At 53.7% G+C, this 17,452-nt stretch carries 18 protein-coding genes; 9 read left to right on the top strand and 9 right to left on the bottom strand.

Going from position 1 to position 17,452, the window contains the following annotated elements:
- Positions 1-210 precede the first annotated feature (210 nt).
- Positions 211-513, top strand: a complete 303-nt coding sequence (locus MF268_RS13565; protein ID WP_238371398.1) for a DUF6477 family protein — start codon at positions 211-213, stop codon at positions 511-513.
- Between the two features lie 47 nt (positions 514-560).
- Here MF268_RS13565 and MF268_RS13570 read toward each other — a convergent pair whose 3' ends face one another.
- On the bottom strand, positions 561-2,105 hold the full coding sequence (locus MF268_RS13570) for a trimethylamine methyltransferase family protein (RefSeq protein WP_238371399.1): 1,545 nt from the start codon (positions 2,103-2,105) through the stop codon (positions 561-563).
- A gap of 228 nt (positions 2,106-2,333) precedes the next feature.
- On the opposite strand from MF268_RS13570, the gene guaA reads away from it, so the two are divergent.
- From guaA to MF268_RS13610, 8 genes are all read left to right on the top strand, one after another.
- The gene (gene guaA, locus MF268_RS13575) at positions 2,334-3,899 is read left to right on the top strand and encodes a glutamine-hydrolyzing GMP synthase (protein ID WP_238371400.1); all 1,566 of its coding nucleotides are present in this window, start codon (positions 2,334-2,336) and stop codon (positions 3,897-3,899) included.
- Positions 3,900-3,947: 48 nt separating this feature from the next.
- Positions 3,948-4,817 (top strand): DMT family transporter, encoded by an 870-nt coding sequence (locus tag MF268_RS13580; RefSeq protein ID WP_238371401.1) that lies wholly within the window; start codon positions 3,948-3,950, stop codon positions 4,815-4,817.
- 27 nt (positions 4,818-4,844) lie between these two features.
- A complete protein-coding gene (locus tag MF268_RS13585; protein ID WP_238371402.1) occupies positions 4,845-5,777 on the top strand; it encodes a DMT family transporter in 933 nt (310 codons plus the stop codon).
- A gap of 29 nt (positions 5,778-5,806) precedes the next feature.
- Positions 5,807-6,667 carry an ATPase gene (locus tag MF268_RS13590; RefSeq protein ID WP_238371403.1) on the top strand — a complete coding sequence of 287 codons (861 nt, stop codon included), beginning with the start codon at positions 5,807-5,809 and terminating at the stop codon, positions 6,665-6,667.
- Between the two features lie 87 nt (positions 6,668-6,754).
- The gene (metA, locus tag MF268_RS13595; protein ID WP_238371404.1) at positions 6,755-7,675 is read left to right on the top strand and encodes a homoserine O-acetyltransferase MetA; all 921 of its coding nucleotides are present in this window, start codon (positions 6,755-6,757) and stop codon (positions 7,673-7,675) included.
- 107 nt (positions 7,676-7,782) lie between these two features.
- Entirely contained in the window at positions 7,783-8,652 is an 870-nt protein-coding gene (ppk2, locus tag MF268_RS13600; RefSeq protein WP_238371405.1) for a polyphosphate kinase 2, read from the top strand.
- A complete protein-coding gene (locus tag MF268_RS13605) occupies positions 8,645-9,262 on the top strand; it encodes a TetR/AcrR family transcriptional regulator (protein WP_238371406.1) in 618 nt (205 codons plus the stop codon). The genes ppk2 and MF268_RS13605 overlap by 8 nt, the downstream gene beginning before the upstream one ends.
- Before the next feature lie 72 nt (positions 9,263-9,334).
- Entirely contained in the window at positions 9,335-10,075 is a 741-nt protein-coding gene (locus MF268_RS13610) for an FkbM family methyltransferase (protein WP_238371407.1), read from the top strand.
- On the opposite strand, the gene MF268_RS13615 is transcribed toward MF268_RS13610, so the two are convergent.
- The 8 genes from MF268_RS13615 to rfbF are packed head-to-tail and all read right to left on the bottom strand — an operon-like array spanning position 10,072 to position 17,420.
- Positions 10,072-11,307: a glycosyltransferase family 2 protein gene (locus tag MF268_RS13615; protein ID WP_238371408.1), complete on the bottom strand. Its 1,236-nt coding sequence runs from the start codon at positions 11,305-11,307 to the stop codon at positions 10,072-10,074. The genes MF268_RS13610 and MF268_RS13615 overlap by 4 nt on opposite strands.
- Before the next feature lie 5 nt (positions 11,308-11,312).
- Positions 11,313-12,092: a cephalosporin hydroxylase family protein gene (locus tag MF268_RS13620; RefSeq protein ID WP_238371409.1), complete on the bottom strand. Its 780-nt coding sequence runs from the start codon at positions 12,090-12,092 to the stop codon at positions 11,313-11,315.
- Positions 12,093-12,107: 15 nt separating this feature from the next.
- Complete coding sequence (locus MF268_RS13625; protein WP_238371410.1) at positions 12,108-12,752, bottom strand: acetyltransferase; 645 nt, start codon at positions 12,750-12,752, stop codon at positions 12,108-12,110.
- A complete protein-coding gene (locus MF268_RS13630) occupies positions 12,745-13,851 on the bottom strand; it encodes a DegT/DnrJ/EryC1/StrS family aminotransferase (protein ID WP_238371411.1) in 1,107 nt (368 codons plus the stop codon). The genes MF268_RS13625 and MF268_RS13630 overlap by 8 nt, the downstream gene beginning before the upstream one ends.
- Positions 13,848-15,065 carry a class I SAM-dependent methyltransferase gene (locus MF268_RS25390; protein WP_238371412.1) on the bottom strand — a complete coding sequence of 406 codons (1,218 nt, stop codon included), beginning with the start codon at positions 15,063-15,065 and terminating at the stop codon, positions 13,848-13,850. The genes MF268_RS13630 and MF268_RS25390 overlap by 4 nt, the downstream gene beginning before the upstream one ends.
- Complete coding sequence (locus MF268_RS13640; protein WP_238371413.1) at positions 15,062-15,604, bottom strand: dTDP-4-dehydrorhamnose 3,5-epimerase family protein; 543 nt, start codon at positions 15,602-15,604, stop codon at positions 15,062-15,064. The genes MF268_RS25390 and MF268_RS13640 overlap by 4 nt, the downstream gene beginning before the upstream one ends.
- Positions 15,601-16,647, bottom strand: coding sequence for a CDP-glucose 4,6-dehydratase (gene rfbG, locus MF268_RS13645; protein WP_238371414.1), 1,047 nt, complete (start codon positions 16,645-16,647; stop codon positions 15,601-15,603). Before rfbG ends, MF268_RS13640 begins: the two co-directional genes overlap by 4 nt.
- Positions 16,648-16,652: 5 nt before the next feature.
- Positions 16,653-17,420 carry a glucose-1-phosphate cytidylyltransferase gene (rfbF, locus tag MF268_RS13650; protein WP_088634683.1) on the bottom strand — a complete coding sequence of 256 codons (768 nt, stop codon included), beginning with the start codon at positions 17,418-17,420 and terminating at the stop codon, positions 16,653-16,655.
- Positions 17,421-17,452 lie beyond the last annotated feature (32 nt).

Raw genomic sequence — 17,452 nt, forward strand, 5'->3', positions numbered from 1 at the left:
TGCTCGCGAGTTTTCACGGATTGTTAACCACAACTCTGGGTGGAAATGGTTACATGTTAGTTAATACATTGGATGACCTCATTAGAGTAACTGTTTCATAAACAACGGTGAAACCTCCGTGCGCACAACTGACCTTTTCAGCAACACCAACTGAACTCATGCAAGAAATGGTTCCTCGCAAAGTACGCGATCGACTCAGGAGGAACTTGAATGCAAGACATTCTAAGCATGCTAAAGCAGCTTCACCGGCCGCGACTACTTGTCCGTGCCGCTCGTTTGGGGGCACAGGAATACAATCGAGATCGTCATCTCAAACGATTATTGGGATATCATACCTTACCGCGTGCCTCGTCAGTGTTGATACAGTTGATTGAGGCGGAAAGGATCCTCGATGACCAGCGGCGGTTGGATGACGCCGGGTATTCGCTGCCGAAACATATCGATTTTCTGATCGCGATAATGGGAGAAGCGCGGTTGATGTCGTGCAGTCGAAGCGACGCTTCTCAGGAATGATTTCGGCCCGGCTGTTAACGGGGCCGAAATCCAAACGCAACTGACGGTTACATGAATGCGTCGGGCATACTGCTTTTCTTTTCAGCGATGTAACTGTTCAATGCTTCTTCAATCGCAGGGTCCAGTGACGGTTGCTGATAGGTATCCAAAAGGTGCGCAACTCGAGCAGTTGCGAGTGCCTGCGTATCCGGAGCGCCTTGTTCCTGCCAAGTTTCGAATGGCCTGTAGTCCAGCAGGTTCGTCCGCCAGAACGCCGTCTTGAAGTTGGCCTGTGTATGAGCACATCCGAGGTAATGACCGCCGGGTCCGACTTCTGCAATGGCCCCCATCGCCTGATCGTCCTCAGTTACATTAACACCCTGAGCCAGTTTATGAAGGACGCCCAATTGATCGGCATCCATGACGAACTTTTCGTAGCTGGATACCAGACCACCTTCGAGCCACCCACAGGCATGGAGCATGAAGTTGACGCCGCCAAGCAACGCCGCGTTAAGCGTATGCGCGGTTTCATATGCAGCCTGAGCATCTGGCAGCTTGGATGCGCAAAGACCGCCACCCGAACGGAACGGGAGGTTGAGACGCCGCGCAAGTTGGCCAGCGCCATACAAAATCTGCGAAGCTTCCGGTGTTCCAAAGGTCGGCGCACCGGAATTCATATCGATTGAGGTCACGAAAGCGCCAAAGATAACCGGAGCCCCCGGGCGAACCAACTGGTTATAGGCAACCCCCGCCAAAACCTCGGCCAGAACCTGCGTCAGGGTCCCGGCGACCGAAACTGGCGCCATGGCACCGCCTACGATGAACGGTGACAGGATGCAGGCTTGGTTATTCGCCGCGTAGACCTCCATCGCGCCCATCATGACGTCATCGAAGGTCAACGGAGAGTTCACGTTGATCAAGGAAGTCATCACGGTGTTTTCTTGGACGAAATCCTGACCGAACAGAATACCGCACATGTCCACGGAATCCTGCGCTCTGCTGGGATCGGTGACAGAGCCCATGAACGGCTTGTCCGTCAGGGTCATATGCGCATGGATCATATCCAGATGGCGTTTGTTCACAGGTACGTCGGTAGGCTCGCAAACCGTACCGCCGGAATGGTGCAGCCATTTGGACATGTGTCCAAGCTTCACGAATTTCCGGAAATCATCCATCGTCGCATAACGGCGCCCGCCGTTGGCGTCGCGAACAAAAGGAGGACCGTAGACCGGCGCGCACACCAGATTCTTGCCGCCAATCACAACGCTTTTCTCGCTGTTGCGCGCATGTTGCGTGAATTGGGACGGTGCGGTCGATATCAGTTTGCGCGCCAAACCACGCGGGATACGCACCCTTTCGCCTTCAACTTCGGCACCGGCATCGCGCCAACGATCCAAAGCTGCCGGGTTATTCACAAAATTGACGCCGATTTCCGCCAAAACGGTCTCAGCGTTGGTCTCGATCACCTCAAGGGCTTCCTCGGACAGTATCTCGAAGTTAGGAATATTCCGCTCGATGTACTTGGCGGTTTCGATCACAACAGCAGTTCTTTCTGCCCGGCGCGCCGCGCCGCCACCGCCGCGTCCTCTGCGTCTTGCGCTTGCTTCTGTCATTTGCCGGGCCTCCGCCATGAAGAAATTTGAACGCTTCCATACCGTAGCCCACTAAGAGAACTGATCAGAATTGCGTCGCTTGAAGTGAAAAAGCGACATTCGCATTCAGAAGCAAGTCAAAATGATCGTAAAGCAGGGCTTTCATTGCCAAGGTCTGCCTGCACAGGAAATCCGGGTTGGTTATGCAAGCCTCTTGCCTCTCCTCCCCGCGCCGCCTAATCAGCAAACATGAGCCAGATTTCCCATGAACGCCTTCTCATCATCGACTTTGGCAGCCAGGTGACGCAGCTGATCGCGCGACGCCTGCGCGAACTGAATGTCTATTGCGAAATCCACCCGTATCAGAATGTCACGGATGCCTTCCTCAAGGAACTCGCACCTAAAGCCGTGATTTTTTCCGGGGGTCCCGACTCGGTGGTTCGCGAAGGTTCGCCACGCCCCCCGAAATCCGTCTACGATCTTGGGGTGCCGATCCTTGGGATCTGTTACGGTCAGCAAGTCATGATGCAGGATCTTGGCGGCAAGGTCGAAGCCGGTGAAAGTCACACCGCAGAGTTCGGACGCGCCTACGTAAAGCCTACAGAAGAAAGAATCGATATTCTTGCTGGGTGGTTCCTGGAAGAACGCGAACAGGTCTGGATGAGTCATGGCGACCATGTGAGTGAAATCGCTCCTGGCTTCGCGGTTTATGGCACTTCTCCCGGCGCCCCATTTGCAATTACCGCCGATCTCGAAAGACGCTTCTACGCGGTGCAATTCCACCCCGAGGTTCACCACACGCCGAACGGCAAGACGATCTACGAAAACTTCGTCCGCGACGCTGGATTCTCAGGTGACTGGACGATGGACGCCTATCGCGAAGAAATGGTCAAGAAGATCAGGGCGCAGGTCGGTGATTCACACGTTATTTGCGCCTTGTCGGGAGGCGTAGACAGCTCTGTAGCTGCAGCTCTGATCCACGAAGCCATTGGCGAGCAGTTGACCTGCGTTTTTGTCGATCATGGGTTGCTGCGTCTGAATGAAGCCGACGAGGTTGTCGGCATGTTCCGCGATCACATGAACCTCAAGGTGATACACGCGCAGGAACAGGACCTTTTCCTAGGTGAACTGGAGGGCGTGTCCGACCCGGAAACCAAGCGCAAGATCATCGGCAAACTCTTTATCGATGTTTTCCAGAAATACGCGGACCAAATCGAAGGCGCGGGTTACCTGGCTCAGGGTACGCTTTATCCTGATGTCATTGAATCCGTTTCATTCTCTGGCGGCCCCTCGGTTACGATCAAAAGCCATCACAACGTGGGCGGCCTGCCCGAAAAGATGGGGCTCAAACTGGTCGAACCGCTGCGGGAACTGTTCAAGGACGAAGTTCGCGAACTGGGCCGCGAGTTGGGGCTCCCCACCAGCTTTATCGGCCGCCATCCCTTCCCCGGTCCCGGTCTCGCGATCCGTTGCCCCGGAGAAATCACGCGCGACAAGTTGGAAATTCTGCGAAAGGCGGACGCTGTCTATATAGACCAGATCCGAAAGCATGGTCTGTATGACGAAATCTGGCAGGCGTTCGTAGCGATTCTGCCGGTACGTACCGTCGGCGTCATGGGCGACGGGCGCACCTATGATTACGCTTGCGCACTGCGAGCCGTGACTTCTGTCGATGGCATGACAGCGGATTATTATCCCTTCAGTCATGAATTTCTTGGTGAAACGGCCACTCGTATCATCAACGAGGTAAAGGGCATAAACCGCTGCACCTACGATATCACCTCGAAACCGCCCGGAACGATCGAGTGGGAGTGAGCCGCTCGATATCGATCCACCAAAACAGGAAATGACCGGAAAGATACGATGAGCAGTACCACCAAAGCCGCTCTTTGGATGATCGGCGCCATCGTATCTTTTTCCTCAATGGCGGTGGCCGGACGCGAAGTGGCTTACGCGCTCGATACATTCGAGATCATGATGTATCGCAGCCTAATTGGCTTAATCGTCGTTTGCCTAGTATTAACAGCAACTTCCAACTGGCACGTGGTCAAGCGGGACAAGCTTGGGACTCACCTTATCCGGAACCTCGCCCATTTTTCCGGTCAGAACCTGTGGCTATTCGCGGTAACAGCCATTCCGCTTGCACAGGTTTTTGCACTCGAGTTCACATCACCGCTCTGGGTCTTGGTCCTGTCGCCGCTGGTGCTTGGCGAGAGACTGACACGCATGCGCAGCCTGTGTGCCCTCGTAGGGTTTCTCGGAATTCTCGTCGTGGCGCGGCCCAGCCCGGAAACGATCAACCCAGGTGTTCTGGCCGCCGCCGCCGCCGCACTTTTCTTTGCGACGACAAACATCGTGACCAAGCGTCTGACTCGAACCGAAACGACCGGAAGCATCATGCTTTGGCTGACCGCGATGCAATTAGTCATGGGACTGGTCGCGGCAGGCTATGATGGCGAGATTGCTCTACCGGGCCTTGCCGAACTTCCCATGGTCATCGTTATCGCAATCGGTGGCCTCACCGCGCATTTCTGCCTGACAAATGCGCTGTCCATCGCGCCGGCGTCGGTTGTGATTCCTTTCGACTTTGCGCGACTGCCGACGATCGCGATCGTCGGAATGGTTTTCTACAACGAGGCGCTCGATATCTGGGTTCTTGTCGGTGCAGCAATGATCTTTGGCGCCAATTACATGAACATCCTGAACGAAACCCGCAGGAATCGGGTCGCCTGATATGTCGCTCTGCTGCCAGATACGGGCATGATAGAGCAAAAGAACATATCCGGACGTGCGTGGGCGGAAATGGCCCTTCTCGGGCTGATCTGGGGCGCAAGTTTCCTCTCCATACGCCTCGCCCTCAACGAAATTCCGGTGTTTACGCTCGTGCTTCACCGCGTAGGCTGGGCAATGCTTGTGCTTTGGGGCGTCGTCTTTGTCATGCGCTTGCCATTACCGCGTGACCTTCGAACGTGGTGGGCCTTTCTGGTCATGGGCGTAGTGAATAATGTCATCCCATTCGCGCTTTTGGCCTGGGGTCAGTTGCATATCGAGACCGGCCTAGCATCGATCCTTAATGGTACCACCGCTATCTTTGGCATCATTCTAGCGGCGATTTTTTTCGCGGACGAAAGACTTACGGCAAATCGAGTGATCGGCGTACTACTCGGATTCATCGGGGTCGCCTTTGCCCTCGGGATCGAGTCTCTGGCCAGCTTTGATTTGCGTTCCATCGCACAGTTGGCCGTACTCGGCGCAACGCTCAGCTACGGTCTGGCAAGCTGCTGGGCCCGCGCGAGACTGAGCCACCTGCCCCCTCAAATAGCCGCCGCCGGGATGTTGACGGGTTCAACATTGGTTCTGCTGCCTCTTGCCTTGATTTTCGATGGCCCGATTCAGTTCTCGCTGATGCCCATCACATGGGGTGCCATCGCATACTACTCACTCCTTGGGACTGCTGGGGCTTTTCTTCTCTACTATCGCATCCTTGGGATGGCGGGCAGCGGCAACCTTATGCTAGTCACCCTGATCGTGCCGCCCATCGCAATCGTTCTGGGTGCGATCGTTCTTGGCGAAGAGCTGCGCCCCAGCGCCTATGTCGGTTTTGCGATTCTAGCGCTTGGCCTTCTTATCCTAAACAAGACATTGAAACTTCCCCGCATGCTCAAGATTGACCCCACCGGCGCGCCTAAGTAGCTAGGGCAAAACAATGGATCGGGTCACCCATGCTGTACTCAACAGCCAGCGAATGGCGCGCGGCGGCGCATAAACGTGTCTTGTTCTTCGGAATGTCGGGTCTCGGCAAGACATTCCTGTCGAACATGCTGCGCAGCGCCGGAGACTGGTTTCACTACTCCATCGATTACCGCATCGGTACGCGCTATATGGGCGAATACATCGCTGACAACGCCAAAGCCGAAGCGATGAAGGTGCCTTTCCTGAAGGAAATGCTGCTCTCGGATTCGATCTACATCGGTTCGAACCTGACCTTTGAAAATCTCAAACCAGTCTCCGCCTATCTTGGCAAGCCAGGCGATCCATCAAAAGGCGGGCTCGAGATGGATGAATATCGCAGAAGGCAGGAACAGTTCAGGCAGTCGGAAATCCATGCGCTCATGGATACCCAATATTTTATCGAACGCGCCGGTCGGCTTTACAACTACCCGCATTTCATCTGCGATACGGGCGGGTCGATCTGCGAGTGGGTCGATGCCGAAGACCCGAACGATCTGATTCTCAAGGAACTCAACCGCCAGACACTGATGGTCTGGATCAAAGGCGACGAGGCTCACACCCAAGAGCTGATACGTCGTTTCGACAAAGCGCCCAAGCCGATGGCTTATCAACCCGAGTTTCTGTCCTCGGTTTGGGAAGAGTACCTACGGGAAAAGAGTGCCGCGCCTGACGAGGTCGACCCCGATGCATTCATCAGGTGGACATATTCCAAGGCCTTGGCACACCGGCAGCCCCGCTATGAAGTGATGGCAAAATGGGGTGTAACTGTGACTGCCGATCAGGTGTCTCAGGTCAAAACCGAGCAGGATTTTGAGAACCTGATCGCCGCAGCCATAGAGGCGAAGGATTAACATCCGGGCAAAGCTGTTTTGCTAGCGTCTTGGCAATTGCAAAACCCTCCCATATCTAATCGCCGCACCAAATCCGAAAGTTTCGATATGCCTATCAAAATCCCGGCCAGTCTGCCCGCCTATGACGTACTTACCCGCGAGGGCGTCATGGTGATGGACGAAGATCAGGCGGCCCGCCAGGACATTCGACCACTTCGGATCGGTCTCCTGAACCTGATGCCCAAAAAGATCCAAACGGAAAACCAGTTCGCCCGGTTGATCGGTGCGACGCCGCTTCAGATCGAACTGTCCCTGATCCGGATGAGCGAACATCAGACCAGGAACACGGCGGCCGAGCATATGGAGAGCTTTTATCGCCCGTTCAGCGATGTCCGGGACGAAAAGTTTGATGGCTTGATCATCACTGGCGCGCCGATCGAACATCTCGATTTCGGGGACGTGACCTATTGGGACGAAATCACGCAGGTTTTTGACTGGACGCAGACGAACGTGCATTCAACCTTTGGCGTCTGCTGGGGGGGGATGGCGATGATCAACTATATGCACGGCGTCAAAAAACACATCCTCGAGCACAAAGCATTCGGGTGTTTCCGGCATAGAAACCTCGCGCCTGCCTCGCCCTACCTCCGAGGTTTCTCGGACGATTTCATCATTCCTGTCAGCCGTTGGACAGAGATGAAACAGGATGAAATCGCTGCCGTCGATGGTCTGACGACGCTCTTGGGCAGCGACGAAGTCGGACCCTGTCTTGTCGAGGATCCTGCCCATCGCGCGATCTATATATTCAATCATTTCGAATATGATCGGGACACGTTGAAACAGGAATACGACCGCGATGTCGAAACCGGCACGGCGATCAACGTTCCCGTTAACTATTACCCGGACGATGATCCATCTCAGCCGCCTAAAAACAGATGGCGTAGCCATGCGCATCTGCTCTACGGGAACTGGATCAATCAGATCTACCAGTCGACACCGTTCGACATCAACGACATAGGAAATTCCTGAGGTACTTCGCTCCCAGCCTGGAAAGCCGCAGCACGTCATGCACGGGTTTGCGTTAAGCCTTTTAACATTCCATATTGCACAGACCACAGCGAGAAGGATTCTCCATCATGGATCTGCCTTTTGACGGTGCGATCAGCGCATTTCTGAGCGACGAAGCCCCCGACGAGGTTCGGAAGGCTATCAAACGCGCCGACAAGGATGAGATCCTCAATCCCGCCTATCCCCATTCCGAGCGGATGTCCCGAAAGACTTACGAGAAAGATCTTGATAAACTTCAAATCGAACTCGCCAAGATGCAGGCTTCGATGCAAAGCAGCGGGCAACGCATCGCCATTCTTTTCGAGGGTCGCGATGCGGCTGGTAAAGGTGGTACGATCAAAAGGTTTCGCGAAAACCTTAATCCCCGCACGGCCCGTGTTGTTGCTCTTCCTAAACCGAGTGAAGCGGAACAAGGCCAATGGTATTTTCAGCGATACATCTCTCATCTGCCAACCAGCGGTGAAATGTGTTTCTACGACAGAAGCTGGTACAACCGCGGCGTCGTTGAAAAGGTATTTGGCTTTTGTACAGACGAAGAACGGGAGCGGTTTTTTCGTCAGGTAACTCCCTTGGAAGCGGCTTTGGCCGGCGATGGCATTCACCTTTTCAAATTCTGGCTGAACGTGGGTCGAGCCGAGCAATTGCGGCGGTTTCTGAAACGTGAATCGGATCCATTAAAGCAATGGAAACTCAGCAAGATCGATGTCGAAGGGCTTCGGAAATGGGACGAGTATTCAGCTGCGATTGCTGAAACCCTTGACCGCACACATAACCAAATAACCCCGTGGACAGTCATCCGTTCCGACGACAAGCGCCGTGCCCGGTTAAATGCAATTCGTACGGTCCTGCATGGCGTGGACTATGCAGGCAAGGACAAAAAAGCCATCGGAAAGATCGACGATAACATCTGCGGTTCACCGGAAATCTGGGATGCCTAAACGCGGATACCATCACGGCAATCTGCGCCAGGCTCTCGTCGACTCCGCACTTGAGTTGATCCGGGAGAAAGGCCCGACCGGATTCACCCTTTCCGAAGCGGCCAAACAGGCTGGCGTAACACCTGCAGCCGTCTATCGCCATTTCGAGGGGCGCGAAGATCTCATCGCAGAAGCGGCGCGACAGGGATACGAAATCTTCGCTGAACTAATGCAATATGCCTATGACAAGGGCCAGCCTTCAGCATTGTCCGCGTTCGAAGCCACCGGTCGCGCCTATCTGGCTTTCGCGCGAAAATATCCCGGGCATTACATCGCGATGTTCGAAAGCGGAATCTCGGTAAACCGGACACCAGAACTCGCTGTCATTTCTCAAAAGGCGCGATCGGTGCTTGAACGGGCCGCGACCGATCTAAGCAAAAAGATTCCGCCGGAAAAACGCCCTCCTGCGGCAATGTTTTCGGCCCATATCTGGGCGTTGAGCCACGGCGTCGTCGAACTATTTGCACGCAACTCTCCGGGTACTCAAAGTCCGTTTCCAGCTGATGAGCTCCTTGAAACCGGTATTGGTGTTTACCTCCGAGGTCTTGGTTTGATCGACCCAGACGGTTGAACCGCCTTGCGCCGTATCAGCGCAAATCATAAAATCCAGCGAAACACCCAGTATTTTTGAAGGCCCGCTGCATTGTCTCCAATACTATCTGACACGACCCTAATCCGCCGCTCCAGACTGAGGGAGCTCAAGGATCGCGAGCGAGCCTATCACGACCTGCAATTCCTGAAATGCCTGCCCAACACTGCACGCAGCGCCTGCCTCGACATGCTGGACCGATCGCATTCTCAAGTGCGCCAGGACCTATTCGCGCTTTCAGCGCTCGATTTCAAAAAGAACGGCTTCTTTGTCGAATTCGGAGCGACCAACGGTGTCGAACTCTCGAATTCCCTCCTGATGGAGCAGGAGTTTGGCTGGTCCGGCATTCTCGCAGAACCTGCGCAGGGTTGGCACAGCGCGCTGAGGCAAAACCGCAAAGCTGAGATAGATACACGCTGTGTCTGGAAGGAAAGCGGGCACGAAGTTCAGTTCACCGAGACCGCCAGCGCAATCAATTCGTCCATTTCGACCTTTGTTAAAACCTCCCGCAAGATGCGCGGACACAGTTATACGGTCGAAACGGTCTCATTGAACGACCTTCTGGAAAGCCACGACGCACCGGGAGAAATTGACTACATCTCGATCGATACCGAAGGCAGTGAATTCGACATTCTGAATGCCCTTGATTTCGACCGGTGGTCGTTTCGCGTCATGACAGTTGAACACAACTTCGAACCACAGCGGGAACAAATTCAGGAGTTGCTCAAGTCCAAGGGATACACCCACGTTTATCCCGAGGTGTCCCGTTTCGACGATTGGTATCTGAGGACCTAGAATTGTCGCGGAAACGGTTTCGACCGTTTCACGGCCTCTTTCCACAAGCGATCCCGATCATTCTGAGCCGTGGCGAAATAGTCATTCCCAAGGACAATATCGGCGACCCTCGCCGCAGTAAGAACGGTGTTTTCACCCTCCAACTCGGTTTTGATCCGAAAACTTTGCAGCTTTGATTTCGCCTTTTCCCAGCGGGCAGCCAGACGCTTTCGGCTGACATTCGAAACACCTTCGGAAATCAACTTCTCGAGGGTTTCGCTTTCGCCCTTCAAGGCCGCATATTCACGAAGACGCTGAATAACATCCTGCTGTTCGTCCACCCCATGACCTTTATGGTCGGCCAGTACAAATCGAAACCAAGCCCCATAGTCGGGCTTCTCTTCGACTTCCAGAATATGCCGAACCGTTTCCATGACCTGAAAGAATGCACCCCGTACGCTGGTTCCGAAGTCAGCTACATCGCGCATTTGATCAGCATTATTTTCGGCGGCAAATCTTGCAGCCGGATTGCTGGCATCTTTCTTTATGGACTTTGAATTGTGGGCCGCGCCGGTACTGGCGGCGCTCTTGCCGCTTATCGTAATCGGATGCCGCAGGTCAAAGTGCCGGGCATTCTGAAATATTGCAAGATCAGTAAAATAAAGATCCGGACTGGTCCCGTTGAAGAAAACGCCGTTGGGCGCGCGATTTTTTTCCATGAAAGCACGGGACGCCGCCCCGTGGTAAATCGTCGGCGCACGGAAATCCTCGTAATCCGCCTGCAGCAGTTTGGATTTCATTAACTTCATATCAATTTGCTCGAGCGCACCGAAAAGGAACTTCTTTTCAAACCGAACGCCGCCGTTCTTGCCCGAGTAGTTGTCGGTCACCCAACCAAAAGTAGGGATAGACCAGCTCAGCGAGTCCGGTTGAAAATGTTCAACAACTTCCCTGAATACCGAGAACTGTTGGGGAATAAACGCGTCATCGTCTCCAATATAGATAACGTAATCGCCCGTCGCATGTGACAGTGAAAATTCGAAATTCTGCCGCATCGAGATACGCGTGCCGGTGTTGATAACCTTGAGACGCGGATCGTTTATCTCGGCCAGAACTTCTTCTGTGTCGTCAGTGCTCGCATTATTGCTGACGATGATCTCGATATCGTCATCATCAATGTCCAGCACTGTCTGCAGACAATGGCGGAGATAAAATGCACGCTCACGCGTAGGGATAATGATGCTGACGCGCATATCCTTTATCCGATGCGTTTCAGAAAACCATCTGGCGCCACGGAAACAAGCAACTTATGGTCGATGCTTTTGTCAATTTCGAATTCAGGATGCGACTTCAGATATGCGTGTAACGCCGTTTTCGGATTATCTCCGGGAGCCCAGGGTCGATCGCCGAACATATCTGCGGGAAGATCCTCAATGACCGTATCGAAAACCACGCAATAGCTGTCTTTGCTAACAAGCGGCGCATAAGCTTCAAGCTCCGCAAGCACATGTGCATGTGTGTGATTGCTATCAAGGCAGACTAGAACACGCTTATACCTGCCTGCGATCATTTTGACTTTTTCGATGATCTCGCTGTCGACGCTTGATCCCTGGATCATCTCAATACGACTGGCCATCGGATGCGCTTCGATAGCGGCCTTGTTATGCGCTCGGATATCGATATCGACTCCCAAAACTTTCCGTTCGGATTTCGATGGATCGATGTTCTTACCGGCTTCAATTGCTTCACACATGTCGAGCATCGCAAGAGCGGCCGCAGACATGATAAGAGAGCCCCCATGGGCAATACCGGTTTCGATGATGAGATCGGGCTTTATCTGCCAGATCAGTTCCTGCATCGCGACCATGTCCTGTGGGTACTGGATGATCGGACGACCAAGCGAGGTGAAGGTGTAAGAATATTTCTTGGCATTAACCAGCCGCATCCATTCATTGGAAGCGGCGGCGATATCCTGATCCTTACCAAGCTCGCGGATGATCTCTTGCCGTTCCTGCTCGAATTCCTTGATCGGATCCATGTCAATTCTCTCTTTTCACGTTGAAACCGGTCGTGCCGGGATGCCTGTAACGACGGTATTTTCTGGAACGTCGCAGGTAACTGTCGCCCCTGCGCCTACCACAGAGCCTGCCCCGATGTGAAGCCGCGGCAGCACTGTTGCTCCCGCCCCGATGAACGCATTTTCGCCGACATGCACGCAACCACATAGCGTTGCTCCGGGCGCAATATGTACGCCATCAGCAAGGATGCATTCGTGGTCGACAACTGCACCGTGATTGATAATTACGCCACGCCCGATCCGTGCGTCAGCGGCCAGCACAGACTGCGCCATTACATGCGATCCTTTGCCGACGGTCGAAGACGGTGCACAATATGCCAAGGGATGGATCAGTTCGGGCGTCTCGAGCCCGCTTGCCACGAAAAGATCAAGGATCTCCAACCGATCAGCGCCGCGTCCTCCACCGATCGCGACCAGACCGCTAAGACTTTCTGCCCGAAACTCCTCCATTAAAGCTCTGAAACCTTTAATGCCAACTACAAGAGAAACGCCGTTCTGAATCGTCCGAGCATTTCGATCATTATCGATCAACCCAACGATTCTGTCGTTTGGTCCAAGCATATCTCGCAGAACGCGGGCGTGTCCCGAGCTGCCCCAGACAACGAAACGGCGTTCATCCATCCAAAAGACCTCGGATCACCGCGCACACCCGGTCAATGTCGTCATCGGTCATATCATGATAGCTTGGCAGGTTGAGCGCACGTTCTGCTATGTCTTCGGCTACTGGGGTCGCAAAGCGGTTTTCGAAGAAATCCAATTCGGACAATGGGCTAAAGAACACGCGTGCGTCGATATCTGCCGATTGAAACGCTGCAATTGCCTTGTCTCTGGTGACGCCGGTCTTCTTGTCAAAGACAATTGTCGGCATCCAGGCTCCGTTAACCACGTGGTCTGGTTCGGGGTTCATCGCGATACTATTGCTTGGCAAGAGACGTTGCTTGTAGGCGGCAAGAATCTCCCGCTTGCGCGAGGCAAGCTCTTCCGCCCGTTCCACTTGAGCACAGCCAATGGCCGCCTGAAGGTTCGAAATCTTGTATTTGAACCCAACCATGTCCGGCCAGAACTGTCTCGTCTGGTGCCGCGACCGCCCGTGGTTGCTTAGCGTAAGGACTGTTTCGTATAGACCTGGGTCGCTGGTAACGAACATCCCGCCTTCGCCCGTAGTCATCGTCTTGGTACCGTGGAAGGAAAACGTACCAAATCTTCCCATGGAGCCTGCTCTCTGACCCCGATATTGCGATCCCAATGCCTCCGCAGCGTCCTCGATCAACGTTAGTCCATGGCGTTCCGCAATATCCTGCAACGCTGCCATATCGCAAAGGTTACCGTAGATATGAGTAGCCACAATTGCCTTCGTTTTCGGCGTGATGGCGGCGACCACTTTATCCGGATCGATGCACCAGGATACGGGATCCACATCCACAAAGACCGGAGTGGCGCCCAAATGCACAATAGGCGCAGCAGTGGCGATCCAGTTCGTGTCGGCAAGGATTACTTCGTCACCGCTGGATACGCCAAGCGCCGCAAGCCCCATATGCATGGCGCCCGTGCAGCTGGAGGTGGCAATCGCGTAATCTACTCCCAGATACTCGCGAAACCCCGCCTCGAACCGGTGAATATAGTCGTAGCACTTTGCCCCCCACCCATTTCGGGCCGCGTCCGTCGCATATTCAACTTCGAGATCGGTTATTGAAGGACGCGTATAGGCAATGCGGCTCATGAGATTTTCATCCTTGGTACAGCAGTGACAAATTTCGTGCCAAGTCCCGAGAGTTCAGTAAGCTGGGTTCTGACTTCGGGCATGATGTTCCAAGGAAATACGACAAGATAGTCCGGCCTTTCCAAGTCAAGCACGGAAGGCGGTCGAATTGGAATGTGGCTTCCAGGCAAGTACTTGCCCTGCTTCGACGCTGCTGCGTCACATACAAAAGGGATAAGATCGGGTTTTATTCCCGCGAAATTCGCCAGGGTATTGCCTTTTGCCGCCGCGCCATATGCCGCCACAGATTTCCCATCGCGACGCGCGTCTAGCAGGAACCGCAGAAACTCATTTCGGACGCTTTCGGCCTTCGACTGAAACTCGGAATAAAAATTATCTTCCTCCATACCGCGCCGACGCTCCTCCGCCAGTAGTTCTGCGACACTGGACCGGGACGCATGATCGGCTTGCTCGAGGCAAGCGTAAACTCTCAGCGATCCCCCATGGGTCGGCAGCTCTTCGACGTCGAAAACTCTCAGGCCGGCAGAAGCCATGATCTTGGTTACGCTGAGCAGCGACAGATAGGAAAAGTGTTCGTGATAAACTGTGTCGAACTGGTTGAATTCAACCAATCGCATCAGATGCGGAAATTCCAGCGTAACCACGCCTTGCGGTTTCAAGGCAGCAGCAAGACCCAAGGTAAAATCATTAATATCAGGCACATGCGCGTAGACATTATTACCAAGGATCAAGTCGGCTTGCGGCAGTGCCTTTGCCATTTCCTCGCCAAAGAATTCTTGGAGCACAGAAATTCCGAGCGCTTCGGCAGCTTCAGCTGTGCTTTTTGTGGGCTCAACACCCAGACAGGGAATGTCTCTCTCCAAGAAGTTTTTCAGGAGGTAGCCATCATTGGACGCCACCTCGATGACATGACTTTCGGAATTCAAGGACAGACGTTCCACTATCATGTCGACATATTCCGCCGCATGCGCCAGCCAGCTCTTCGAGGTCGAGGAAAAATATGCGTAGTCCTCAGTAAACAATTGATCAGCTTCAGCAAAATCTTCCGTCTGTACAAGCCGGCACGATGAGCAAACCCAGAGCCGCAACGGAAAGGTTACCTCCGGTCGGGATAAATCCTCATCGGTCAAATAAGCGTTCGACGGCGGTGCGTGACCGAGATCGAGAAACTTGAGCGTAAGCTCTCTCTTACAGTGGCGGCATTCATTGGTCACAGCGGAGGTACGTCCTTTAATCTAGGAAGTGTGGTATCGCGCTCAGACAGATTGCGCGGCTCTAGCGGCCAGTCAATTGCAAGCGCAGGATCTAGAGGATTAACCCCACCTTCCGATGAAGGAGTGTAAGGCGAGGAATGAAAATACTGGAGCTCTGAATTCGACTTCAACGTTTGGAAACCGTGGGCGAAACCTTCAGGAATATAAATTGCATTTCGCAGATCACCGCTCAATTCGATGGTTACATGTTTGCCGTAAGTATCGGATTCTGAACGCAAATCTACTATAACGTCAGCAACAGTTCCACGCAGGCATCGTACCAGCTTCACTTCTCGATGCGGAGACCGCTGAAAGTGCATCCCCCGCAAAGTTCCCACCTCGACGCTATGCGACGTGTTGATCTGCGCCCAGTTCGTGTTGAGACCATTTGCAGCAAACTCATCGTCGCAATACATGCGGGCAAAAAACCCTCGCTCGTCCGATCGCGGTTCTAACTGTACCTCATAAGCGCCTGACAATGAGAGAGGAATGAACTTCATCCTGACATCTCGAAGTCACGGATTTGCGCTAAGGTTACCGGTAGAACATCGCGACCCTCAGAAGCGGCTTTGTACCATAGCATGGTTTCCCGAACACTCCTCTCGAAATTCCAGCGTGGCGCATAACCAAGTTCGTCGCGCGCTCTTTCAATTCCAAGGCTCAAAAGTCCGGCTTCGTGAGGGGCTCCTGATTGGGATGCATCTTCCCAGTTTCCAGGCCACGAACCGAGAGCCGTATTCACCAATTCCCTCACCGGGCGTACATCGCTCGACTCCGGCCCGAAATTATAGCTGTCGGAGAGTTTGACACCTTCATACAACGCTTCGGCAAGCAGCATGTACCCGGACAGCGGCTCCAGAACGTGTTGCCAAGGTCTGGATGATCCAGGGTTTCGGACCGTTAGGGTTTTCCCCTCAGACAGCGCCCGAGCAAGGTCGGGCAGAATTCTGTTCGCGGCCCAATCCCCCCCGCCAATCACATTACCAGCCCGAGCCGTAGCGACACGTACTTTTAGATCCCCAAAGAAGGATTTCCGCCAACTTGCAATCAGCAACTCACAAGCCGCTTTACTGGCACTGTAAGGATCGTGGCCACCAAGCCGATCTTCTTCGCGATATGGATAGATCCATTCGCGATTTTCATACACTTTATCGGTGGTGATCATTACTGCGGCGCAGGGTTTTGCAACCTCACGCAGCGCTTGCAAAACATGCGCCGTCCCCATTACATTCGTATCCCAGTTGGTCAGGGGGTCTTCGTAAGACGCAAGAACGAGCGGCTGGGCAGCCAGATGAAAGAGAAGGTCCGGTTCAGCCTCAATGACCGTCTGGCGAACCGTTTCATAACTGCGAATATCGCCTATTTTGTGGTTCACGCGGTCGGCCAGATGCAATTGTTCAAATAGTGACGGATCCGTTTCAGGATCTAAAGCGATACCTGAAACCTTGGCGCCAAGCTCCGACAACCAAAGGGATAACCAGCTTCCCTTGAAACCAGTATGACCGGTTACCAACACCGATTTACCCTGCCAGAATCCTGCCATCGATTTTACTTCCACGTGTGCCACGGAGCAGAACCGGAGGCCCACATCTCCTCAAGCATGGCCTTGTCACGCATCGTGTCCATCGCCATCCAAAACCCATCGTGTTTCCATAGACCGAGCTGGCGGTCATCCGCCAACTCCTCCAACGGCCCGGTTTCGAAAACCGTATCATCCCCTTCGATCCGATCAAATACCGACGGCTCACAAACCATGAAACCGCCATTCACCCAGCGGTTGTCACCTTTCGGCTTTTCCTGAAAGCGGGTCACGCGATTACCTTCAATTCCCAATGCGCCAAAGCGCCCGGCGGGAAGAATTGCGGTCAACGTCGCTTCGCAGCCTTCGGATTTATGGAAATCAACAAGCCCGGTTATGTCGACATCGCTCACCCCGTCCCCATACGTCAGACAGAATGTGCCATCGACATAATCGCGAATGCGCTTGATACGCCCGCCGGTCATTGTCGCTTCCCCTGTATCTACCAGAGTAATCTTCCATGGCTCGGCGCTCTGATTGTGCACTTCCATGCTGTTATTGGACAGATCGAAGGTCACATCGGACATATGAAGGAAGTAATTGGCAAAATACTCCTTGATCATATAGCCCTTATAGCCGCAGCATACGACGAATTCCGTGATGCCGTGAACCCCGTACAGCTTCATGATATGCCAAAGCATCGGACGGCCGCCGACTTCAATCATGGGTTTAGGCCGCAAATGGGATTCTTCGCTAATTCGCGTCCCGAACCCCCCGGCTAGAATTACTGTTTTCACCAAAAACCTGCCAGAATATTTCGATCTGCTAC

It is taken from the genome of Heliomarina baculiformis, from assembly GCF_019966545.1.
Classification (GTDB): Bacteria; Pseudomonadota; Alphaproteobacteria; order Rhodobacterales; family Rhodobacteraceae; genus Heliomarina; species Heliomarina baculiformis.